18 protein-coding genes are annotated in these 22,149 nt (G+C 70.0%); 11 read left to right on the top strand and 7 right to left on the bottom strand.

Annotated features, from left to right (window positions below; genetic code table 11):
- Nucleotides 1-33: 33 nt before the first annotated feature.
- The 3 genes from ACZ6ZD_RS29405 to ACZ6ZD_RS29395 are packed head-to-tail and all read left to right on the top strand — an operon-like array spanning nucleotide 34 to nucleotide 2,330.
- Nucleotides 34-843, top strand: coding sequence for a GNAT family N-acetyltransferase (locus ACZ6ZD_RS29405; protein WP_465677165.1), 810 nt, complete (start codon nucleotides 34-36; stop codon nucleotides 841-843).
- 9 nt (nucleotides 844-852) lie between these two features.
- A complete protein-coding gene (locus tag ACZ6ZD_RS29400) occupies nucleotides 853-1,596 on the top strand; it encodes an SDR family oxidoreductase (RefSeq protein ID WP_465677164.1) in 744 nt (247 codons plus the stop codon).
- 2 nt (nucleotides 1,597-1,598) lie between these two features.
- On the top strand, nucleotides 1,599-2,330 hold the full coding sequence (locus tag ACZ6ZD_RS29395; RefSeq protein ID WP_465677163.1) for a MerR family transcriptional regulator: 732 nt from the start codon (nucleotides 1,599-1,601) through the stop codon (nucleotides 2,328-2,330).
- Here ACZ6ZD_RS29395 and ACZ6ZD_RS29390 read toward each other — a convergent pair.
- Nucleotides 2,281-3,843, bottom strand: coding sequence for an adenylate/guanylate cyclase domain-containing protein (locus ACZ6ZD_RS29390; RefSeq protein ID WP_465677162.1), 1,563 nt, complete (start codon nucleotides 3,841-3,843; stop codon nucleotides 2,281-2,283). The two genes, ACZ6ZD_RS29395 and ACZ6ZD_RS29390, sit on opposite strands and share 50 nt — an antisense overlap.
- Nucleotides 3,844-4,007: 164 nt before the next feature.
- On the opposite strand from ACZ6ZD_RS29390, the gene ACZ6ZD_RS29385 reads away from it, so the two are divergent.
- Nucleotides 4,008-5,774, top strand: coding sequence for a M1 family metallopeptidase (locus tag ACZ6ZD_RS29385; RefSeq protein WP_465677161.1), 1,767 nt, complete (start codon nucleotides 4,008-4,010; stop codon nucleotides 5,772-5,774).
- Between the two features lie 5 nt (nucleotides 5,775-5,779).
- Here the strand turns inward: ACZ6ZD_RS29385 and ACZ6ZD_RS29380 are convergent, their stop codons facing one another.
- On the bottom strand, nucleotides 5,780-6,643 hold the full coding sequence (locus tag ACZ6ZD_RS29380) for a GNAT family N-acetyltransferase (protein ID WP_465677160.1): 864 nt from the start codon (nucleotides 6,641-6,643) through the stop codon (nucleotides 5,780-5,782).
- 64 nt (nucleotides 6,644-6,707) lie between these two features.
- Between ACZ6ZD_RS29380 and ACZ6ZD_RS29375 the strand changes: the two genes are divergently transcribed.
- The gene (locus ACZ6ZD_RS29375) at nucleotides 6,708-7,382 is read left to right on the top strand and encodes a GntR family transcriptional regulator (RefSeq protein ID WP_465677159.1); all 675 of its coding nucleotides are present in this window, start codon (nucleotides 6,708-6,710) and stop codon (nucleotides 7,380-7,382) included.
- Here ACZ6ZD_RS29375 and ACZ6ZD_RS29370 read toward each other — a convergent pair.
- Nucleotides 7,364-9,121 (bottom strand): gamma-glutamyltransferase family protein, encoded by a 1,758-nt coding sequence (locus tag ACZ6ZD_RS29370; RefSeq protein WP_465677158.1) that lies wholly within the window; start codon nucleotides 9,119-9,121, stop codon nucleotides 7,364-7,366. The genes ACZ6ZD_RS29375 and ACZ6ZD_RS29370 overlap by 19 nt on opposite strands.
- An 84-nt stretch (nucleotides 9,122-9,205) precedes the next feature.
- On the opposite strand from ACZ6ZD_RS29370, the gene ACZ6ZD_RS29365 reads away from it, so the two are divergent.
- Together ACZ6ZD_RS29365 and ACZ6ZD_RS29360 are read left to right on the top strand one after the other, a co-directional pair.
- Entirely contained in the window at nucleotides 9,206-9,532 is a 327-nt protein-coding gene (locus tag ACZ6ZD_RS29365) for a PadR family transcriptional regulator (protein WP_465677157.1), read from the top strand.
- Between the two features lie 61 nt (nucleotides 9,533-9,593).
- Nucleotides 9,594-10,424, top strand: coding sequence for a DUF4184 family protein (locus ACZ6ZD_RS29360; RefSeq protein ID WP_465677156.1), 831 nt, complete (start codon nucleotides 9,594-9,596; stop codon nucleotides 10,422-10,424).
- Here the strand turns inward: ACZ6ZD_RS29360 and ACZ6ZD_RS29355 are convergent.
- The 4 genes from ACZ6ZD_RS29355 to ACZ6ZD_RS29340 all read right to left on the bottom strand — a co-directional run bounded on the left by ACZ6ZD_RS29355 (nucleotide 10,372) and on the right by ACZ6ZD_RS29340 (nucleotide 16,800).
- Nucleotides 10,372-10,869: a GNAT family N-acetyltransferase gene (locus ACZ6ZD_RS29355; protein WP_465677155.1), complete on the bottom strand. Its 498-nt coding sequence runs from the start codon at nucleotides 10,867-10,869 to the stop codon at nucleotides 10,372-10,374. The genes ACZ6ZD_RS29360 and ACZ6ZD_RS29355 overlap by 53 nt on opposite strands.
- 36 nt (nucleotides 10,870-10,905) lie before the next feature.
- The gene (locus tag ACZ6ZD_RS29350; RefSeq protein WP_465677154.1) at nucleotides 10,906-12,081 is read right to left on the bottom strand and encodes a hypothetical protein; all 1,176 of its coding nucleotides are present in this window, start codon (nucleotides 12,079-12,081) and stop codon (nucleotides 10,906-10,908) included.
- Nucleotides 12,078-14,822 carry a DEAD/DEAH box helicase gene (locus ACZ6ZD_RS29345; protein WP_465677153.1) on the bottom strand — a complete coding sequence of 915 codons (2,745 nt, stop codon included), beginning with the start codon at nucleotides 14,820-14,822 and terminating at the stop codon, nucleotides 12,078-12,080. Before ACZ6ZD_RS29345 ends, ACZ6ZD_RS29350 begins: the two co-directional genes overlap by 4 nt.
- Before the next feature lie 91 nt (nucleotides 14,823-14,913).
- Complete coding sequence (locus tag ACZ6ZD_RS29340) at nucleotides 14,914-16,800, bottom strand: ABC transporter ATP-binding protein (RefSeq protein ID WP_465677483.1); 1,887 nt, start codon at nucleotides 16,798-16,800, stop codon at nucleotides 14,914-14,916.
- 180 nt (nucleotides 16,801-16,980) lie between these two features.
- On the opposite strand from ACZ6ZD_RS29340, the gene ACZ6ZD_RS29335 reads away from it, so the two are divergent.
- Genes ACZ6ZD_RS29335 through ACZ6ZD_RS29320 form a run of 4 tightly spaced genes read left to right on the top strand, consistent with a single transcriptional unit; the run spans nucleotide 16,981 to nucleotide 22,141 of the window.
- Nucleotides 16,981-17,745, top strand: a complete 765-nt coding sequence (locus tag ACZ6ZD_RS29335; RefSeq protein ID WP_465677152.1) for a TetR/AcrR family transcriptional regulator — start codon at nucleotides 16,981-16,983, stop codon at nucleotides 17,743-17,745.
- A gap of 36 nt (nucleotides 17,746-17,781) precedes the next feature.
- Nucleotides 17,782-18,393, top strand: a complete 612-nt coding sequence (locus ACZ6ZD_RS29330; RefSeq protein ID WP_465677151.1) for a TetR family transcriptional regulator — start codon at nucleotides 17,782-17,784, stop codon at nucleotides 18,391-18,393.
- Complete coding sequence (locus tag ACZ6ZD_RS29325; RefSeq protein WP_465677150.1) at nucleotides 18,387-20,120, top strand: ABC transporter ATP-binding protein; 1,734 nt, start codon at nucleotides 18,387-18,389, stop codon at nucleotides 20,118-20,120. Before ACZ6ZD_RS29330 ends, ACZ6ZD_RS29325 begins: the two co-directional genes overlap by 7 nt.
- On the top strand, nucleotides 20,117-22,141 hold the full coding sequence (locus ACZ6ZD_RS29320; RefSeq protein WP_465677149.1) for an ABC transporter ATP-binding protein: 2,025 nt from the start codon (nucleotides 20,117-20,119) through the stop codon (nucleotides 22,139-22,141). Before ACZ6ZD_RS29325 ends, ACZ6ZD_RS29320 begins: the two co-directional genes overlap by 4 nt.
- Nucleotides 22,142-22,149 lie beyond the last annotated feature (8 nt).

The following is a 22,149-nucleotide window of genomic DNA, read 5'->3' as shown; positions in this document are numbered from 1 at the left end:
CAAACCCGTTGACGCCCAGTGGAGGATGGACGGGTGGAACTTCGGAGCTTGGGATATCGGACGGACGTGCTGTTGCTGACGCTCGGCGGAAGCGTGGTGACGGACGCAGGGCAATACCTGGTCGTGCGTACGCCCGCCAACCCGACATTCTGGTGGGGCAACTACCTGATCTACCGGACGGCGTTCGCCCCCGGTGACCTGGACTCCCGGCTGCGTGACTTCGCGCGAGAATTTCCGGAAGCGCAGCACGTTGCTCTCGGCATCGACACGACCGACGGGATCGTCGGGGCGCGCGATGAGCTCACAGCGGCGGGGGCGCAGGTGGAGCCCAGCGTGGTGATGGCGACTGAGAGCGTGGTGGCACCGGCGCGGCCGAACACGACGTCGACGTACCGGTTCGTCGAGGGCGATGACTGGGAGCAGGTGCTCGAGCTAACTCTGGCCGCGGCGACGATGACCGTGGACGACGGATACCGCGAGTACGCGCGATTGAAGATAGCCAACGAGCGACAGCTGGTGGAGACCGGTCACGGCAAGTGGTTCGGCGCGTTCGACGGCGGTCGGTTGCAGGCCTCACTCGGGCTGGTCTTCGACGGGCAAGGGTTGGCCCGTTTCCAAAACGTGCAGACCCATCCGAACGATCGCAACCAGGGCATCGCGAGCACGCTGGTCCACCGGGCGTCGACGTACGGGCTGGGCGAGGGCGGCGCGAAGACGCTGGTGATGGTCGCCGACCCGGAGTACCTGGCGATCCGGCTCTACCGGGCGCTCGGGTTCCGGGACGCGGAGACCCAGCTGGCCGTCTCGATCCCACCTGCCCCCGCGAGCCCGCCTGCCTCCTAAGGTATGGGCATGACGGAGTCGCGTGGTGTCGTCCTGGTGACCGGTGGCAGTCGCGGGATCGGCGCCGCCGCGTCGATCGCGCTCGCCAAGGATGGCTGGGACGTCGGCGTCGGATACCTCGCGCGCGAAAACGACGCCGCCCAGGTCGTCGACGCCTGTACGGCGCTGGGTCGGCGTGCGCTCGCCGTCCAGGCTGATGTGGTCGAGGCCGGCGACGTCGAGCGGCTCTTCGACGCGGTCACCGAAGGGCTCGGCCCGATCGGGGCCGTGATCAACAATGCCGGCGTCGTGTCGCCGTCGGGTCGTGTTGACGAGTACGACGCGTCCAGGATCGACAAGGTCTTCCGGGTCAATGCGGTCAGCGCTTTCTTGGTTGCCGGCGCCGCCGTTCGGCGGATGTCCACGAAGTACGGTCACGGCGGTGGGGTGATCGTCAACGTTTCGTCGCGCGCCGCGGTGCTCGGGTCGGCCGGTGAGTACGTCGACTACGCCGCCAGCAAAGCTGCGGTCGATGCGCTCACGGTTGGTCTGGCCAATGAGGTCGCCAAGGAGGGGATTCGGGTGCTCGGCGTCCGGCCTGGGCTGATCGAGACCGAGATCCACGAACCAGGGCGGCTGGATCGGCTCGGCGGGACGCCGCCGCTCGGTCGGCCGGGCAAGCCTGAGGAGGTTGCGGAGCTGATTGCGTTTCTCGCCTCCGATCGGTCGTCGTATATGACCGGTACGACGATGGACGTCTCCGGCGGGCGATAGTCATGGGTCTGCGCCCGGTCGATTTGGCGCGACGTGCCGGGATCTCGACCCAGCTCGTCCGCAACTACGAGGCGGATGGCATCCTGCCGCCCGCGCCGCGCAGCGAGAGTGGTTATCGCCAGTACGGCGAGGAACACCTTGCGGCCCTGTTGACGTACCGAGCGCTCGCGCCCGGGTTTGGTGCCGAGATCGCGCGATACCTCATGCAATTTGTTCACGCGGGTGACGAGGCGCGCGCCTATCGGCTGATCGATCAGGCCCACGCGAACCTCTACGAACAGCGCCTGGCGACCGACGCGGCCAGCGAAGCGTTAGGCGCGGCCGCGGCCGAGTTCCAGGACGAGCCGATCCCGAGCGGCCCGGCGCTCTTGGTCGGTGAGTTGGCTCACCGGCTCGGCGTCCGTACCTCGGCTCTTCGGGTTTGGGAGGCGGCCGGCTTGCTTGCGCCGACTCGGGAGCGTGTCAGCAAGTACCGGCGGTATGAACCCGAGCAGATTCGCGACGCTCGCATCATCCACATGCTCCGGCAGGGCCGGTACTCCTTCGATCAAATTCGTCCTGTTCTCGAAGGACTCCGGCAAACCGGGAGTACCGAAGCCCTCCGGGCCGCGGTCGCTGAACGCCGGGCCGCGCACGATCGCCTGACCAAGGCGATGCTGCACGGCGCCGGTCTGCTGCACCAACTTATTCAGGAGAAGGCACCGCCAGCTGAGTCGGCTCCGAGCGGCCTCTGACAGTCACCAGGTCGCCGGGGTGCCAGTAGGCGGACTCGGCTGGGCCGGCTTCGTCGACCGTGGTCATCGAGGCGACCAGGCGGTCCGGTGTGGACTTGGCCAGCTCCGACAGTCGGGCGGCTTCGTTGACTGGGTCGCCGATGACTGTGTACTCGTGGCGGCGGATGTCGCCGACGGTGCCGGCGACCACGATGCCTGCGGTGACGCCGATGCCCGCAGCGGTCTGGGGGAGTTCGTCGGTGAGGCGACGGGCGAGGGCGCGGCCGGCGCGGAGGGCGGCGCCGGCGGGATCGGGGAGTTCGGCGGGGGCGCCGAAGATGGCCAGCGAGGCGTCACCGGCGAACTTGTTCACGAAACCGCCTTCGCGGACGACCTCGTCGACGACGATCGCGAAGAACCGGTTGAGCAACTGGACGACCTCGGCCGGCGGCCGGTCGGCCGCCAGTTTCGTGGAGCCGACGAGGTCGACGAACAGGACCGCGACGAAGCGTTCCTCGCCGCCGAGCCGATCGGTGCTGAGGGCCTCGCGGACGACGTCCGGGCCGACGTACCGGCCGAAGATGTCGCGGATCCGCTCTCGCTCGCGCAGGCCGGCCGCCATCCGGTTGAAGCCGGCTTGCAGCGACCCGAGCTCGGTGCCGTCGAAGACCGGGATGCGGACGTCGTGCTCACCCTGCTCGATCAGCGTCAGCGCGTTCCGAACCGAGCGGACCGGCGCGACCACCGACTTGGCCGCGAGCAGGATCAGCAGCCAGCCGTTGCCCAGCGCGACGATGCCGAGGGCAAGGATCATCACCGACAGGCGGGTCGCGGAGACGTCGCCGTCGATCAGCGCGAGGAGCGCGGCCAGCATCAGCCCGGCGATCGGCGTCGCCGATCCGGCTGCCCAGAACAGTACTGTCCGCGCTTTGAGGCCGAAGGCCAGCAGGCGGCGTGGGGGCGCCGAGTCGGCCAGCGCTCGCGCTGCTACCGGCCGAAGCGCGAATTCGGTCAGGAGGTATGAGACCGCGCACGTGACGATCATTCCGTCGAAGATCGTCACCGCGACCCGCAAGGCGTTCTCGGGCTGCAGCACCAGCGTCACCACGGTGAACGCGACCAGCGCGCCCAGCCACAACACGACCACGATCAGCGTCAGCCGCAACGGCAGCCGCAGCGTGGTGATCTGCTCCCGCCGCGTCGCCGGCCGATCCTCGTTGATCCACTGGATCCGCCGCAACGTCGAGCGCGTGCACCACACGCTGCCCACCAGCACGGCGAACAGCGTGTACGCCGGGACGCCGATCGCCTCGATCCGCTGCAACTCGTCGGACAACGGCGGCCCGGGCAGGACGAACACCGCGAGGACGAAGACCACCGCCGCGCCGATCAGGTTCGTCCCGATCGAGAACGTCGTCATCAGCACCTGGAGCCGGATCCGGAGCAGCCGGACGCTCTGATCGGCCGGTCCGAGCAGCCACGACCCGAACGGCCGCCGTTTGAGCACGAGCTCGGGACTACCGTGCGTCGTCATGGTCACAGTCTGCTCCGATCTTTGCAGCTTCCTGCAATGCACCCCGCCGTAGCTTGGGTTGAACCCGACGTTTTGGCACGTTGGTGCGGGTGGCTCAGATCGGTCGCCTGAATCTCCGCACCCGTGGGTAATGTTCCCCGGACGCACTCACTCGGGAGCTCTCCGTGACCCACGATCGCCACTCGTACGCCGAACCACTCCTGGTCCGGACCACCCACCTCGAGCTGGATCTCGCGCTGGACTTCACCGCCAAGGTGCTGTCCGGCGCCGCCACCCATACGCTGCACTGGGCCGGGGCGGGGGACCGCCTCGTACTGGACACCCGCGACCTCACCGTCCTCGCGGTCGAGGGCGAGGTCGCCGACGGCTGGGAGCCGCTGGAGTACAGCCTCGCCGTCCCGGACAAGGAGCTCGGGTCGGCGCTGACGATCCGGACCAACCGCAACGAGCGCGTCCGGGTCAGCTACCGGACGGCGCCGACCGCGACCGGGCTGCAGTGGCTGGAGCCGTCGATGACGGCCGGCGGCGTGATGCCGTTCATGTTCAGCCAGTCCCAGGCGATCCACGCCCGCAGCTGGGTGCCGGTGCAGGACACCCCCGGCGTCCGGTTCAGCTACTCGGCGCATGTGACCGCGCCGCCCGAGCTGATGGTTCTGATGAGTGCCGACAACGGTACGACGTCGCGGCGTACCGGCTCGTACGACGTGGTGATGCCTGAGCCGATCCCGTCGTACCTGCTGGCCATCGCGGCCGGCGATCTGGTGTTCGAGCCGCTCGGTGAGCGGTCCGGTGTCTGGGCCGAGCCGGCGATGGCGCGGCGGGCGGCGACCGAGTTCGCCGACACCGAAGAGATGATGCGGGTCACCGAGGAGCTCTTCGGCCCGTACCGCTGGGGCCGCTACGACCTGCTCGTGCTGCCGCCCTCCTTCCCGTACGGCGGGATGGAGAACCCGCGGATGACGTTCGCGACCCCGACCGTCGTGATCGGCGACAAGTCGCTGGTCAGCGTGATCGCGCACGAGCTGGCGCACAGCTGGTCCGGCAACCTCGTCACCCAGGACAGCTGGGACGACATCTGGCTCAACGAGGGTTTCACGGCGTACGTCGAGAACCGGATCGTCGAGGCCGTCTACGGTGCCGAGTTCGCGGTGATGGAGACCGCGATCAAACAGCACGCGACCGTGGTGAAGCTGGACCCGCTGACCAAGGCCGAGCTGGCCGTCGAGCTCCCCGGGCTGAACCACCGCTCCGAGTACCACGGCACGACCGCGCTCGGCCCGCTCAAGGGCACCTGGTTCCTGGCCTGGCTGGAGGAGCGCTTCTCCCGCGAGGTCTTCGACCCGTTCCTGCGCGGGTACTTCGACCGGTTCGCGTTCCGCAGTATCAACAGCGACGACTTCGTCGGTCACCTCCGCGAGCACCTGCTCGAGCCGCACCCGGGCATCGTGAAGGACGACGAGGTGTCGGCCTGGCTCGATGAGCCGGGGATCCCGGCGTTCGCCGAGCGGGCCGTCTCGGCCCGGTTCCAGGTCGTCGACGAGGCCCGGAGCCGCTGGCTCACCACCGGTGAGCTGCCCGCGGGCGCGACCGGCTGGACGACGCAGGAGTGGCTGCGGTTCCTGGACGCCGCGCCGGACATGCTCAGCCCGGTACAGCTGCAGCAGCTCGACCGCGCGTTTGCGCTCACCGGTACGGCGAACGGCGAGATCGCCCGTCGCTGGTACCAGATCGTCGCCGCGAGCAGTTACGAGCCGGCGTACGCCGAGCTGGCCGCGTTCCTGACCGAGGTCGGCCGGATGAAGCTGGTGCTCCCGGTGTACCGGGCGCTGGCGGGCAGCGATCGGGCGTTCGCCTCGGAGGTGTTCGCGAAAGCGCGGCCGGGGTATCACCCGATCACGACGGCCGCCGTCCAGAAGATCCTGGGGCAGTAGCCGCGTCAGCCCACCTGCAGTGTGCAGCGATGCATGGTGTGGGTGGGCAGGAAGCCCAGCAGCGCGTTCAGGTGCCGCATCGGGACGTTGGTGTCGACTGTGTCGGTCAGAGTCGCCGACAAGTCCGGGAACTGCTGGCGGGCGAGCATGAGCTGCTCTGTCTTGATGGCCCGCGCGACGCCGCGCGAGCGGTGTGTGGGGAGGACAGCGGTGCCGTAGTGCTGCCCCTCGCCCTTTCCGTCGCCCGGAACGACCAACTCGGTGTAGCCGACCACGACGTCCCCTTGGACGGCGGCTGTCGTCAGCAGGTGCTCACCACGTCGCTCGATCACCTCAGCGGCCGTACGCGTCCGCTCCAAGTCCCAGACGTCGGCTCCGAAGTCCAGGCCGCCAGTCGGTGCGTCGTTCATGCCGGTGCGCGCGTCGGTGAACGACTGCGCCAGTTCGTCCGGTACGACGCCCGTCCAGGACACCAGCCGGTAGCCGGGCGGTAGCGGCGCCGGCTCCAGGACGGCGTGGGCCAGATCGAGCCGGGTGTAGATCAGCGTGACAGCGACCTGGAATCCGTGCTCCCTGGCGAACCAGAACGCCGGTGCGTCGTCGAGCACATCGGCGACAAGCGTCCGGACGTCGTTCTCGCGGGCCGAGTCGATGACGGCGTCCAGGAGCAGCGAGCCGATACCGCGTCCGCGCTCGGCCGGGTGCACGTTGATCTCGACGTCACCCGGCTGGGCGAGCGCCTCGCGGTGGTGCACTCGCAGGAACGCGGAGCCGACCGGGTGACCGCCGCTGTCGGAGGCCAGCCAGGCGAGCCGGTGGCTGTGTGCGCGGTGGTCCGGTTCGGCCAGGCGCGTCAGTCGGATGCTCAAACCGGCACCCTAACCTATGGATCGGCTACGGTTCTGCCGAGTGGAACGGGGAGAGGAGCACGGGGTGGGACAGCAGGTTGAGGCGATCCGGACGGTTGGGGCCGACCACATCGCATTGCGGGAGCAGGTGCTGGCCGAGTTGCGGCGCCGGATCGTGGATGGCGAGTACGCGCCGGGCGAGCGGCTGACCGAGACCCGGCTGGCCGATGATTTCGGCGTCTCCCGGAACCCGGTCCGCGAGGCGTTGCGGGTGGTCGAGGCCGAGGGGTTCGTCGAGATCCTGCCGCGGCGGGGTGCGGTCGTCGCAACCCTCGACGACACGGCCGTCCGCGACCTGTTCGCCGTCCGCGAGCAGCTGGAGACTCTCGCCGCCGGTCTGGCGGCGGAGCGGGCCGGAGCCGATGACATCGCGCGGCTGCGGCAGCTGTGCGCCGAGGCGCGGGTCGCCACCGCAGCGGAGGACTTCGACCGGGTCGCCGAGCTGAACAGCGCGTTCCACCGGGCCGTGATCGACGTCAGCGGGAACCGCTGGCTGCGCTCGATCTCGTCCTCGATGTACCACCACGTGCATTGGGTCTTCCGGGTCGGCGCAGCACAGCGCGCGCCGCACTCCTCCGAGGAGCACATCCGCCTCGTGGACGCGATCGAGGCCGGTGACGCGGACGCCGCCGTCACGGCCGCGCGGGTGCACGTCGAGGCGGCGGCACGCGCCGCGCTCGGTCAGCGGCCCACGGCGTAGCCCTGCATGCCGCGCGGGTTCGCCGCAGCGGACAGGACGCCGTCCGCGTCACGGCGGACGGCGCACAGCCGGCCGAGGCTCCACGGGTCGGACTCGGTCACCACATGGCCGCGGCGGACCAGCTCGTCGCGGATCGCCGGGCCGAGCCTGCTCTCCAGCACGATGCTGCCCGGCTCGCTCGCACGTGGGTAGAACGACGACGGGAAGCCGTTGGTCTGCCAGGCGGGCGCGTCGATCGCCTCCTGCAGGTCCATGCCTTGGCCGAGGTGACGCAGCAGGAACAGCAGCTGCCACTGGTCCTGGTGGTCGCCGCCGGGGGAGCCGCAGGCCAGGACCGGGCGGCCGTCACGCAGGACTAGAGTCGGGGTGAGCGTCGTCCGCGGCCGCTTCCCTGGGGCGAGTGACGCGGGCAGGCCCTCCTCGAGCCAGAACATCTGTGCCCGGCTGCCGAGGCAGAACCCCAGCTCCGGGATCGTCGGCGACGACTGGAGCCAGCCGCCGCTGGGGGTCGCCGAGACCAGGTTGCCCCACCGGTCGACGACGTCCACATGACAGGTGTCGCCGCGGGTCCGGCCGTCGGGCGCGACGGTCGGCTCGCCGATGGTCGCGTCGATCAGATGGTTGCCGGTAGCAACTGATGGCAGGCGTGGGGTACGACCGTCGGGGCTGCCGGGGCGTAGGTCGAACGTCGCTTCGGCGCCGATCAGCCGCGCGCGGGCCGCGGCGTACACGGGGGAGAGGAGCGTCTTGAGCGGGACGTCGGCGCCGTCCCCGTACCAGGCCTCCCGGTCGGCGTACGCCAGCTTCATCGCTTCGACGGTGGTGTGGACGCCGTCCGCGCTGTTCAGGTCGACGTCGCCGAGCTCGGCGAGGATCGCGAGCGACTGGAGCAAGGCCGGGCCCTGACCCCACGGGCCGGTTTTGGCGATCGTGTGACCGCCCCAGTCGTACGTCGTGGCGTCCTCCCAGGTCGCCTCGAAGTCGGCCATGTCCTGGCCGGTGATCAGGCCGCCGTGGTCGGCACCGCTGGAGTCGCGATGCGGAAGCCGGGAGAACGTGTCGATCGCCTCGGCGACGAACCCGGTGCGCCAGGCGGCTCGGGCGGCTTCGATCTGAGCGTCCCGATCCGGACCGACCGCCTCGCCGGCGGCGATGAGCCGGTCGAGCGTTTCGGCGTACGCCGGGTTGCGGAACAGGCCCGTCGGCGGACGGCCGTCGCGCAGCCAGAGCGCGGCGGACGTCGGCCAATGCGTTTCGAACAGCTCGTGGACGGTGGCGACGGTCTCGGTGACGCGGGGGACGAGCGGGTGGCCGTTGCGGGCGTAGTCGATCGCGGGCTCGAGGACGACGCGAAGCGGGAGCGTGCCGTGGTCGCGCAGGAGCAGGAACCACGCATCGACCGCGCCCGGGACGGTCGCTGCGAGCGGGCCGGAGCCGGGGACGAGGTCGAGACCTAGGTCTCGGTAGTGCTCGATGGTCGCCGCCTTGGGGGCGACGCCTTGGCCGCACAGCACGCGCGGAGTCGGATCGGCGGCGGTCGCAACGATCGCGGGGACCTCGCCGCCGGGGCCGTTGAGATGCGGCTCGACGACGTGCAGGACGAAACCGGCCGTGACGGCGGCGTCGAAGGCGTTGCCGCCCAGCTCGAGCATCCGCATCGCCGACTGGGATGCGAGCCAGTGCGTCGAGGAGACCATGCCGAACGTCCCGCGCAGGGTGGGCCGGGTGGTGAAGGTCATCGAACTGCTCCTTCGGATGGGCGTAGGTCTATGTATACAACTTTCCCCTGACCGGTGGTCGCATGGACGGAATAGTCTGTTCACATGACTGATCGAGGCTTGCAGGAACTCGCCCTCCTCTTGCTGACCGCGCTCGCCAACGAGCCGCGCCACGGCTATGCGATCGCCCAGGAGGTCAAACTGATCACCGACGGCCGGGTCAGCCCGCGGACCGGCGCCCTGTACGGCGCCCTGGATCGGCTGCTCGCCGACGGCCTGATCGAGGTCCACCGCGAAGAGATCGTGGACGGCCGCGCGCGCCGGACGTTCGCCCTGACCAGCGCCGGGCGCACCCGCCTGGCGGCCGAGGCCGAGCGGATGGCCGCCACCGCGTGCGAGGCCCGCCGCCGGCTGGCCGATGGCGTGGCGTGATCGTATAGTCAGGTGAAGGGAGTATTCTTTTCTGCGTAGTACTCAGCAGAGAGGAATTTCGATGCCGTTCACGCTGGCTCATCCCGCGGTGGTCCTGCCGCTCGTGCGGCGTCCGTTCGTTCCGGCGGCGCTGGTGGCGGGTGCGATGGCGCCTGACCTGCCGTACTACCTGACGACGGCCGGGATCGCCTCGACCCGAGCGGGTGACTGGTACGGCGTCTTCCTGAACGCGACGGAGACCCACGGCCCGCTCGGCCTCCTGCTCAACCTGCCGTTCGCGCTCGCGCTGACCGCCGGCTGGTGGCTCGTCCGCAAGCCCGTCGCCGCGCTCATCGGGTTCACCCCGGCAACCGACGACCGTCCGAAGCTGCGGTTCCTCGGTTGGCTGCTGGTCTCCGCGGTGATCGGCATCGCCAGCCACCTGATCTGGGATGCGCTGACCTTCACCCGGCTCCTGCAGAACGTCAGCACCGGCGTCGGACTCGCCGTCATCGCCTGGTACCTGTGGCGGCATCGGCGTCCCCGGCAGACCGCCGCCCATCGGCTCGGCGGCGGTCTGCGCTGGGTTGTCATCGGCGTCCTGGTCGCGGTGCCCGTGCTCGGCGCCGTCGTCCAGCTGCCCGCTGACTACCGCGCGGTGCGCACGATCGAGGTGGTCGACTACGACCACCCGCAAACCGTTGACCACGGCAACGGCAACACCTCCACGAGCTACCCGACGACGACCGCCGACGCCCCGCTGAGCGCCGTCCTCGAAGGCGTCCTGACCGGCGCGGCCAAGCGCGCCGGCGCCGGCTTCGCAATCGCCCTCGCGCTGTACGCCGTCGCCTGGCAGCTCCTCAGCCGTCGTACGGGTAAATCAGCACCCCAGCCGGAACCAGCTCCGCACTGAGCGCGAGCGCCATCAGGCTCGGCCCGTCGTACTTCGGATGCCGGACGCCGAACTCGGTTGCCGGCCGGAACCCGAACCGCGGGTAGTACTCGGCGTGGCCGAGCACGACCGCCGCGCGCTCGCCCTGCGCCCGAGCAGCCGCGAGCGCAGCCCGGACGGCGGCATCGCCCGCCCCGCGGCGCTGGTACTCCGGCAGGACGGCGACCGGCCCCAGCGAGATCACCGGAGCCTCGCCGACGAAGCACCGAGTCAGCAGGGCGTATCCGATGGGTTGTTCGGCATCCGTCGCGAGATACAGCTGCCCAGGCAGCCACGCGACCGGATCGGCGCGAATCCCGTCCCAGTAGTCGACCTCGTACTGCCGCCCGAAAGCGAGCAGCGTGATGTCACGAGCGATCTGTTCGTCAGCAGCGGTGCCGACGCGGGTCTTCCAGGTGATGGACAACGAAAGTGTTCCTTTCCCTCAGCGTCGGCACCTCAATTACGTGTCAGCCCCCAATGCCGCTAGCGGACTGGCCGTTGGCGCGGCGGCCGGTCTCCAAACGATCGGGTCGGAGTTACGGGTAGGTCGGTAGAGGTGCCAGGCGCCGCGGCGGTCGAGGCGGAGTTGGGCGGCGTCGCCTAGGGTGAATCGGTTCGCGGTGATGGCTAGGCCGTCCTCGTCGTTGAGGGCGGCTCGGGCTCGGGCCAGGGTTGGCTCGTCGGGTGACCAGGTGTTCTCGAGGACGTCGAGCGCGGCTGCGCCGCCGTACTGCCAGGCCTCGACCGCACGGCCGAGGTCGGCGGGGCGGCCGGTGGCTTCGGCCAGGGCGACGCTGAGCTCGGGGAAGTCGGCGGCCAACCGGACGGCGTCCTGCCACTCGTCGAGCATCTCCGGCTCCGGTGTCCCGTTCAGGAGGGCGATCAGCAGCGACCGGGCTCGCCGCGACGCGTCGAGGACGAGCGTCGGCAGCACCCCGGGCTGAAGCCCCGGCGGCGGCTCGATGCTCGCGATCGCCAGATCGGCCAGCTGAACCTTCCGTGGTACCGCGGGCAGCTCGGGCAGGGCCCCGGCGGTCTGGACGCGAATGTCGGCCCAGCTCAGGGCTGCCGGCTGATCCTGGACGTCGGCCTGGAGTCGATCGAGCAGCTCGGCTCGCGACCGGCCGCGCAACAAGAGCAGCACGAACGGATCGGAGTCCAGCAGCCAGGCCACCTGGTAGGCGAGACCGGCCGCATGCTGACAGGGGAGCTCCCAGGCGTCACAGGTGCAGGCCGGATCCAGATCGCCGATGCCGGGTAGGAGCGATACGCCGGCGTCGGCGGCCGCCTCGACCAGCTCATGCGGCATCTCGCCGTCCAGCAACGCGGCGATGTGGCCGGCTCGCGCGGCGACCTGCTCCAGGAAGCGCTCCCACGCCTCGACGCTCAGCTCGTCGACCCGAACGGTCACCTCGTAGGTGTCCTCGGGCGCGTGGACCGAGGCGCTCACTCGCCCCGGGCTGATCGAGATCGCCCCGACCTGCCCGGAGTTCGCGTACCGGCGGCCCTTCTTCAGCTGCCCGAGATCCAGCGAGGTGTCCTCGAGCGCCTGCACCCAGGCCCGCGCCCACCAAGACCGCCCGCGCGTACTGCGCTGCTGCGCCCGGAACGCCGGATACCCCTGCGCCGCGCTCATCGGCGGGCTCCGCGAAGCTCGACCAGGTTGGCCAGGTCGGTGTCGGACAGCTCGGTGAGAGCGGCCTCGCCACTGCTGAGGACGGCGTCGGCCAGCTCGCGTTTGGTCGCGAGCATGGCGGCGATCCGGTCCTCGATGGTGCCTTCGGCAATCAACCGGTGGACCTGGACCGGCCGGGTCTGCCCGATCCGGTACGCGCGATCGGTCGCCTGGTCCTCGACGGCTGGATTCCACCAGCGGTCGTAATGGACGACGTGGTCGGCGCGGGTCAGGTTCAGGCCGGTGCCGGCCGCTTTCAGCGAGAGCAGGAAGACCGGGACCTCGCCGGCCTGGAACCGCTCGACCATCTGCTCGCGCGCGGGCACCGGCGTACCGCCGTGCAGCAGCTGGGTCGCGACGCCGCGGCTCGCGAGATGCCGCTCCAGGAGTCGCGCCATCGCGACGTACTGCGTGAACACCAGGACGGCCCCGCCTTCGGCGAGGATCGTCTCGAGCAGCTCGTCGAGCAGCTCGAGTTTGCCCGAGCGGCCGGTGAGGCGGGCCTGCTCACCCTCCTTCAGGTACTGCACCGGATGGTTGCAGATCTGTTTGAGCCCGGTCAGCAGCTTCACGATCAGCCCACGACGGACCATCTGGCTGCTGGCCTGCACCTCCGCCATCAGCTCGCGGACGGTCGCCTCGTACAGCACGGCCTGCTCGCGGGTCAGCGACACCGCCTGATCGGTCTCGGTCTTCGGCGGCAGCTCCGGCGCGATCCCCGGGTCGGACTTGCGGCGCCGCAACAGGAACGGACGGACGAGTTTCGCGAGCCGCTCGGCGACCTCCTCGTCCTTGTCGGCCTCGATCGGCGTCGCCCAGTGCGTCCGGAACACGCTGAGCCGCCCGAGCAGGCCCGGCGTCGTCCAGTCGAGGATCGCCCAGAGCTCGGAGAGATTGTTCTCGACCGGCGTACCGGTCAGGGCGACCCGGGACTTCGAGGGCACCGCTCGCAGCGCCTTCGCCGTCCCGGAGGCCGGGTTCTTCACGTGCTGCGCTTCGTCCGCGACGACCAGGCCCCACTCGTGCTCGGCGAGCCGCTCGGCGTCGCGGCGCAGCGTCCCGTACGTCGTCAGCACGAACCCGTCGTCCGCACCGTCGAGGGAGCGGGCCGAGCCGTGGAACCGGCGGACCGACGTCCCCGGGGCGAAGCGCTGGACCTCGCGCTCCCAGTTCCCCAGGAGGGACGCCGGGCAGACGACGAGCGTCGGGCCGGCCGTGCTCGCGGTGAGCTGACGATGCAGGTGGAGGGCGATCAGCGTGATGGTCTTGCCGAGGCCCATGTCGTCGGCCAGACAACCGCCGAGGCCGAGCTCGGTCATCCGGGCCAGCCAACGCAGGCCGCGCAGCTGGTAGTCGCGCAGGGTCGCGGCCAGCGCGGCGGGGACCTCGACGGGGTCGTCCGAGCGCTCCGGGTCGGAGATCCGCGCACGGAGCTCGTCGAGCCAGGCGACGGGCTCGACGGCGACCTGCTGGCCGTCGACCTCGGTGCTGCCGGTCAGCGCGGCGGTCAGCGCGTCGATCGCGGTGACCGGTTTGAGGATCCGCTCCCGCGCCTTGCGGGCGAGCTCGGGATCGATCAGCATCCACTGATCGCGCAGGCGGACGACCGGGCGGGTCGCCTCGGCCAGTTTGTCGAGCTCGGCCTCGGTCAGCGGGTCGTCGCCGAGCGCGACCTGCCAGCGGAAGTCCATCGTCGCGCCGCCGCCGAAGAAGCTCGGCAGATCGCTCGGCGCGCGGTCGGGCGTCGTGATCGCCGCCCGCGCGGTCAGCTCCCGCCCGAGACTGCGCGGCCAATGGACGTCGACGCCGCCCGCGGTGAGCCGCTGCGCCGCCCCGGCCAGCAGGTCGGCGACCTCCTCGTCGGCCAGCTCCATCCGGTCCGGCACGGCGGCGTCGAGCAGCCGGGCCAACGGCGTCCACAAGCGGGCCGCCCGGCGCAGCGCGACTGTCGCGTCGATACGGGCCCGCGGCCCGAAGCCGGCCACATCCGCCGCCCAGACGTCATCCGCGTCGGCGACGAGCGTTGGGTCCTTCAGGCTGTGCAGCTGGACGACGGCGTGGAACGCGAGCGAATCGGCCATCTCGACACGCAGCGACACCCGGACGCCGCTGTCGAGCCCGACTGAGACCTCGTCGGCCCAGCCCCGCAAGCCTTCCGCTCGCTGCGGCGCACGCGCGGCGAACAGACCGCCACCGTGTGCCTGGACGGCGGCGGGGGAGCGCGGCATCCCATCCGCGACGCCGTCCCAGAAGCCGCGCACCAGCTCCTCGGCGGTCGGCATCACGCCGCCGCCCTCGACTATCGCCCGCGCGGTCGGCGGCATCGCCTCGGCCAGCGTGACCAACCGGCCCATGTCATCGGGCTCCAACGGACCGACGCGCCAGGCATCCGCGCCGGACGCCGAGACGCCCGGAAGAATCTTGCCCCGAGCAACCAATTGGAGCGCCGCGACCGCGACCGATCCCCAGAACGCCGCGGACGCGTGCGCGTCGGGATCGCGCCGCATCCGGCCGAGCACCGGTACGGCGTCCGCGACCGGCAGGCTCACCGCGCGGACGACGCCGTCCAGCACCTCGACCGGCACGACCTCACCGACGCCGAGCGGTAGCTCGGCGCCAGGAGGCGCCCAGAACACGACGCGCCCCTCGCGCGGCGGATCCGCGACCAAGAATCCCGCCGCGCACCCCGACAACTCCCGCAAACCTGCTCCCCTCAAAGCCTTACTGCTTCACTGCCAGGAACCGTCGCAGGTCCCTTGGGGAGCCACAAAATGCAGCCCTCCGCAACCACCGTCAGACGGTCAGTACCTCCGCGTCGGTGGGGCCTGCTCCCGGCTGATCGAACTGGGTCTTGTAGAGCTCTTCGTAGCGGCCGCCGGCGGCCAGGAGCTGGGTGTGCGTGCCCTGCTCGACGATGCGGCCGTCTTCGATGACGAGGATCTGGTCGGCGGCGCGGATCGTGGAGAGGCGGTGGGCGATGACGACCGCCGTCCGGCCGGCGAGCGCCTCGGTGAGAGCTGCCTGGACGGCGGCCTCGTTGGTCGAGTCGAGCGCGGCCGTCGCCTCGTCGAGGATCACGACCCGTGGTTGCGCGAGCAGCAGCCGCGCGATCGTCAGCCGCTGGCGCTCACCGCCGGACAGCCGGTAGCCGCGCTCGCCGACCACGGTGTCGAGGCCGTCGGGGAGGGAGCGGATCAAATCCTCCAGGCGCGCCCGGCGCAGCGAATCCCACAGGTCGTCCTCGGTGGCCTCGGGCCGGGCGAGCAGCAGATTCTCCCGGATCGAGTCGTGGAACAGATGCCCGTCCTGGGTGACCATGCCGAGGGTCGCCCGCAGCGACTCCGCCGAGACGTCGCGGACGTCGACGTCCGCGAGCCGGACTGCGCCGGAATCGACGTCGTACAGGCGGGGGATGAGCTGCGCGATCGTCGACTTGCCGGCCCCGGACGACCCGACCAGCGCGATCATCTGCCCGGGCTCGGCCCGGAACGAGACGTCGTGCAGCACCTCGACGCCGCCCCGGGTGTCGAGTTTCGCGACCTCCTCGAGCGAGGCGAGCGAGACCTTGTCGGCCGACGGGTAGGCGAAGTGCACGTTGCTGAACTCGACCGCCACCGGCCCGTCTGGCACGGACCCGGCGCCGGGCTTGTCCTCGATCAGGGGTTTCAGGTCGAGCACCTCGAAGACCCGCTCGAAACTGACCAGCGCGGTCATCACCTCGAGGCGCGCCGAGGCGAGCGCCGTCAACGGGGAGTAGAGCCGCGTCAGCAGCAGCGCCATCGCGACGACGGCGCCGGCGTCCAGCTGGTCACGCAGCGCGTAGAAGCCGCCCAGCCCGTAGACGACGGCGAGCGCCAGCGCCGACACCAGCGTCAGCGATGTCACGAAGATCCACTGGACCATCGCCGTCCGGACGCCGATGTCGCGCACCCGCCGCGCCCGCGTGGCGAACTCGGCCGACTCCCGCGCCGGCCGCCCGAACAGCTTGACCAGCGTCGCGCCGGGCGCGGAGAAGCGCTCGGTCATCTGCGTGCTCATGGTGGCGTTGTAGTTGGCGGCCTCCCGCTCGAGGGCGGCCAGCTTGCTGCCGATGCGGCGCGCGGGGATCACGAAGATCGGCAGGATCACCAGCGCGAGCAGCGTGATCTGCCACGACACCCGCAACATCACGACCAGCGTCAGCGCGAGCATCACCAGGTTGCTGACGACGCCGGACAGCGTGTCGCTGAACGCGCGCTGGGCGCCGATGACGTCGTTGTTCAGCCGGGAGACCAGAGCGCCCGTCCGCGTCCGGGTGAAGAAGGCGATCGGCATCCGCTGGATGTGGTCGAAGACTGCCGTCCGCAGGTCGAGGATCAGGCCCTCGCCGATCTGCGCCGACAGCCAGCGCGTCAGCAGGCTGATCCCGGCCTCGGCGACCGCGATCAGCGCGATCAGCAGCGAGAGCTTGAGCACCGCCTCGAAGGCCTGACCGCCGACGATCGCGTTCACCACGCGGCCGGCCAGCACCGGCGTCGCGACCGCGAGGACGGCGGCCGCCGTACTCAGCACCAGGAACGCGATCAGCTGCCGGCGGTGCGGGCGGGCGAAGGCGAGGATCCGGCGCAGGGTGGCCCGGGAGAACGGGCGTTTGTCGTCCGAGGCGTTCATCGCGTGGTACAGCGAGTTCCACGCGGTCATTTCCATACTCACGGGGGTGCTCCAGAGCGTCGTCGATCGGGTGGGTCGATGATTCCGGACGTCACCGACAGTTTTCGAACCCTAAAACCTCGACAAAACTTGAGGTCAACCGCGGCACGTTATTGGGTACACTGTACGAAGTAACCCGACGACGATACCCGATCCGGCAGAATCGCGCACATGACGCAGGAACACAGCGGTAGCGGCGACCCGGCCAAGAGTCTCGAGCTGCTCTGGCGCGGGCGCCCGCAGCCCACCCGCGGGCCGAAACCCGCGCTCACGATCGAGCGGATCGTCGAGGTCGCGCTACGGATCGCGGACGCCGAGGGCCTCGCTGCGATGTCGATGCGCCGGGTCGCCGACGAGCTGGGCGCCGGTGCGATGACGCTGTATCGCTACGTCCCCGGCAAGGGCGAGCTGCTCGACGTCATGCTCGACGCCGTGTACGGCGAGCTGCCGCGCAAGGTCGTCGCGGGGGACTGGCGGGCCAAACTCGACGAGGCCGCCCGGGAGAACCGCGACCTCTACCTGCGGCACCCGTGGCTGTTGCAGGTCGCGGTCAGCCGGCCGCCGCTCGGGCCGCAGGTGATGGCGAAGTACGAGTACGAGCTCGCCGCGATCGAGGGGATCGGGCTCACGGACGTCGAGATGGATGCCACGGTCGCGCTGGTCAACGGCTACGTGCACGGCGCGGTGCGCAGCGCGGTCGAGGCCCGCCAGGTCATCCAGCGGTCCGGGATGACCGACAAGGAGTGGTGGCTGGCGCACGTCCCGCACCTGGATCGGATCGCGGACGTCGACGCGTACCCGCTCGCGTCGCGGGTCGGCTCCACGGTCGGGGCCGAGTTCGACGCGCCGTACGACTCCGACCACGCCTTCGAGTACGGCCTGGCCCGGCTGCTCGACGGCGTCGCGACACTCGTGAAGGATCGCTCGCAAATATAGTTGTGAGTGAGTACTCACTCAGTTAATGTCGGCGGCGTGACTCCACGTGCCACGCCGTTACCTCCCGACGAACGCCGCGCCGCCATCATCGCGGCCGCGCTGCCGTTGTTCGAGGAGCACGGGCCCGACACGAGCACGAAACAGATCGCGGCGGCGGCCGGGATCGCCGAGGGGACGATCTTCCGCGCCTTCGGCAGCAAGGACGCGCTGATCGACGCCGCGCTGGCCAAGGCCTTCGACGCGGGTGATCTGATCACCGAGCTGACCGCCGTCGACCGCGACCTGCCGCTGCGGGAGCGGACGATCGCCGCGGTCGAGGCCAGCCAGCGACGGCTGCGGGGCGTGTTCCGGCTGATGTTCGCGATGCGGCTGGCCCGCCCGCCGGACCTGAAGAACCAGACCGCGCTGGACGAGGCGCGCCGCAAACGCCAGGCCGACCTGGTGAACCTGGCCTTCGAGGAGTTGCTGCGCCCCGACCAGGAGCAGCTCCGCTTCGGCGTCGGCGAGGTCGTGCGCCGGCTGCAGATGGTCACCTTCTCCGCGACCCACCCAATGATTTCCGGCGGTCAGGTGCTGACCGCCGAGGAGATCGTCGATTTCGCCTTCGACGGTGTCCGCAGGCACAACTCAGGGGATGATCGATGTTAGTACGACTCTTGCGTACGCACCTGCGTCCGTACGCGGGATACCTGTCCGTGGTGGTGGTCCTGCAGCTGGTCGGGACGATCGCCTCGCTCTACCTGCCCAGCCTGAACGCCGACATCATCGACAACGGCGTGGCCAAGGGCGACACCGGCTACATCATGCGCACCGGCGGCTGGATGCTGGCCGTCAGCCTGCTGCAGATCGTCTGCACGATCATCGCGGTCTACTTCGGCGCCAAGTCGGCGGCCCTGTTCGGCCGCGACGTCCGCGCCGCGGTCTTCCACCGGGTCGGCGAGTTCTCCGCCCGTGAGGTGAACAGCTTCGGCGCGCCGACGCTGATCTCGCGCAGCACGAACGACGTCACCCAGGTGCAGATGCTGGTCGTCACGACCTGCACGCTGCTGGTGGCCGCGCCGATCACGATGATCGGCGGCATCTTCATGGCCGTCCGCGAGGAGGCCGGGCTGTCCTGGCTGGTCGCGGTCGCCGTCCCGCTGCTGGCCGTCTCGATCGGGCTGATCGCCAGCCGGATGGTGCCGCAGTTCCAGCAGATGCAGAAGAACGTGGACGGCGTGAACCGGGTGCTGCGCGAACAGATCACCGGTATCCGCGTCGTCCGGGCGTTCGTCCGGGAGCGGCACGAGACCGAGCGGTTCGGCCAGGCCAACCAGGATCTGACCGACACCGCCGTCCGGGCCGGGCGGCTGATGGCGCTCGTCTTCCCGGTCGTGATGCTGATCCTGAACCTGTCGAGTATCGCCGTGCTGTGGTTCGGCGCGTCGCGGGTAGAGAGCGGGACGATGGAGGTCGGCGCGCTGACGGCGTTCCTGAGCTACCTGATCCAGATCCTGTTCTCGGTGATGATGGCGACGTTCGTGATGATCATGGTGCCGCGGGCCTCGGTCTGCGCGGACCGGATCCAGGAGGTGCTGCGCACCGACTCGTCCGTCCGGCCGCCGGACACGCCGATCACGAGCTTCACCGGGCGCGGGCAGCTCGTCTTCGAGCACGCGTCGTTCAAGTTCCCGGGGGCGGCCGAGCCGGTCCTGTGCGACGTCAGCTTCGTTGCCTCGCCGGGGGAGACGACCGCGATCATCGGGTCGACCGGTGCCGGTAAGACGACGCTGCTGTCGCTGGTGCCGCGGTTGATGGATGCGACCGAGGGCCGCGTGCTGGTGGACGGGATCGACGTCCGCGATATCGAGCCCGAGGCGCTGTGGGAGCGGATCGGCCTGGTGCCGCAGCGGCCGTACCTGTTCTCCGGCACGGTCGCGAGCAACCTGCGCTACGGCAATCCGGAGGCCACCGACGAGGAGCTGTGGGCGGCGCTGGAGATTGCCCAGGGCAAGGACTTCGTCGAGGCGATGCCGGAGGGTCTGGAGGCGCCGATCGCCCAGGGCGGGACGAACGTGTCCGGCGGCCAGCGGCAGCGGCTCGCGATCGCGCGGGCGCTGGTCCGCAAACCGGGGATCTACCTGTTCGACGACTCGTTCTCGGCGCTCGACCTGGCCACCGACGCGCGGCTGCGCGCGGCGCTGCGACCGGTGACGGCCGAGGCCTGCGTGGTGATCGTCGCCCAGCGGGTGTCCACGATCGTGGACGCCGACCAGATCATCGTGCTCGAGGACGGCGCGATCGTCGGCAAGGGCACGCACTCGGAGTTGCTCGAGTCGTGTCCGACGTACGGCGAGATCGTCGAGTCCCAGCGGTCCGCGGAGGAGGCGGCATGAGTGAGGAGAACGCCGCTCCGGAGGGAGCGGAGACGGTGAAGGCGACGGATCGGCCGACCACCGGCCGGGGGTTCGGGCCGCCGGGTGGGATTCCCGGGGACAAGTCGATGAACTTCGGTCCGTCGGCGAAGCGGTTGCTGCGCCGGTTGCGGCCGCACCGGGTGCAGGTCGGCGGCGTCGTCCTGCTGGCGATCGCGAGCGTCGTCCTGTCGGTCCTCGGGCCGAAGCTGCTCGGTCGCGCGACCGACATCATCTTCGCCGGTGCGATCGGTAAGCGGTTCGAGGCCGGCCTGACCAAACAGCAGGTGATCGACCAGGCCCGGGCCGGCGGTAACGGCCGGCTCGCCGATCTGCTCCAGGGGATCGACCTGATTCCCGGCGTCGGGATCGACTTCGATGCCCTGCGCAACGTCTTGCTGATGGTGCTCGGGTTGTACGTCGGCTCGTTCCTGCTGTCCTGGCTGCAGGCCTACATCCTGAACGGCGTCGTCCAGCGGACGGTGTTCGATCTGCGCGGCGAGGTCGAGGACAAGCTGAACCGGCTGCCGCTGAGCTACTTCGACGGCGCGCCGCGCGGTGAGCTGCTGAGCCGGGTCACCAACGACATCGACAACATCTCGACCAGTCTGCAACAGACGCTCAGCCAGCTGCTGACCTCGCTGCTGCTGGTGATCGGCACGCTGACGATGATGTTCGTCGTCTCGCCGCTGCTGGCGCTGATCGCGCTGGTGTCGATCCCGATCTCGATGATCGTCACCGCGGTGATCGCGAAGCGGTCGCAGGCCCGGTTCGTCGCGCAGTGGCGGCACACCGGCGCGCTGAACGGCCAGATCGAGGAGGCCTTCACCGGCCACGAGCTGGTCAAGGTGTTCGGTCGCCAGAAGGAGATCGAGGCGGAGTTCGCGAAGAAGAACGAGGAGCTGTACCAGGCCTCGTTCGGCGCGCAGTTCATCTCCGGGCTGATCATGCCGCTGATGATGTTCGTCGGGAACCTGAACTACGTCGTGATCGCGGTCGTCGGCGGTCTGCGGGTCGCCTCCGGGCAGCTGTCGCTGGGCGACGTCCAGGCGTTCATCCAGTACTCGCGGCAGTTCACCCAGCCGCTCACCCAGGTCGCCTCGATGGCGAACCTGTTGCAGTCCGGCGTCGCGTCGGCCGAGCGCGTCTTCGAGGTCCTGGACGCCAAGGAGCAGGTACCGGACGACGCCACCCCGGAGACCGTCACCGAGGCCCGCGGGCGGGTCGAGTTCGAGCACGTGTCGTTCAGCTACACCGAGGACAAGTCGCTCATCACCGACCTCAGCCTCGTCGCCGAGCCCGGGATGACGGTCGCGATCGTCGGCCCGACCGGCGCCGGCAAGACCACCCTGGTGAACCTCATCATGCGGTTCTACGAGCTGAACGGCGGCCGCATCACCCTGGACGGCGTCGACATCACCGAGCTGACCCGCTACGACCTGCGGCGCCGGATCGGCATGGTCCTCCAGGACACCTGGCTGTTCGGCGGCACCATCCGCGACAACATCCTGTACGGCAACCTGGACGCCACCGAGGAGGACATGCTGGCCGCGGCCAAGGCGACGTACGTCGATCGCTTCGTCCACAGCCTCCCCGACGGCTACGACACCGTCATCGACGAGGAAGGCAGCAACGTCAGCGCCGGCGAGAAGCAACTCCTCACCATCGCCCGCGCCTTCCTGGCCGACCCGCAACTCCTCATCCTCGACGAAGCCACCAGCTCGGTCGACACCCGCACCGAGGTCCTGGTCCAGCGCGCCATGGCCGCCCTGCGCTCCGACCGCACCAGCTTCGTCATCGCCCACCGCCTCTCCACCATCCGCGACGCCGACCTCATCCTCGTCATGGAAGACGGAGCCATCGTCGAACAAGGCAACCACGACCAGCTCCGCGCCCTCAACGGCGCCTACGCCCGCCTCTACAACGCCCAATTCAGCGGCGCCGTAGCCGACCACGACACCGAAGACCCCACTGCTCCGGCCCAGCCCGCGCTCCACAGCTGAGGCCTGTG

The organism is Kribbella sp. NPDC104218 (genome assembly GCF_055584105.1).
This window is presented reverse-complemented; position numbering and strand designations above follow the sequence as displayed.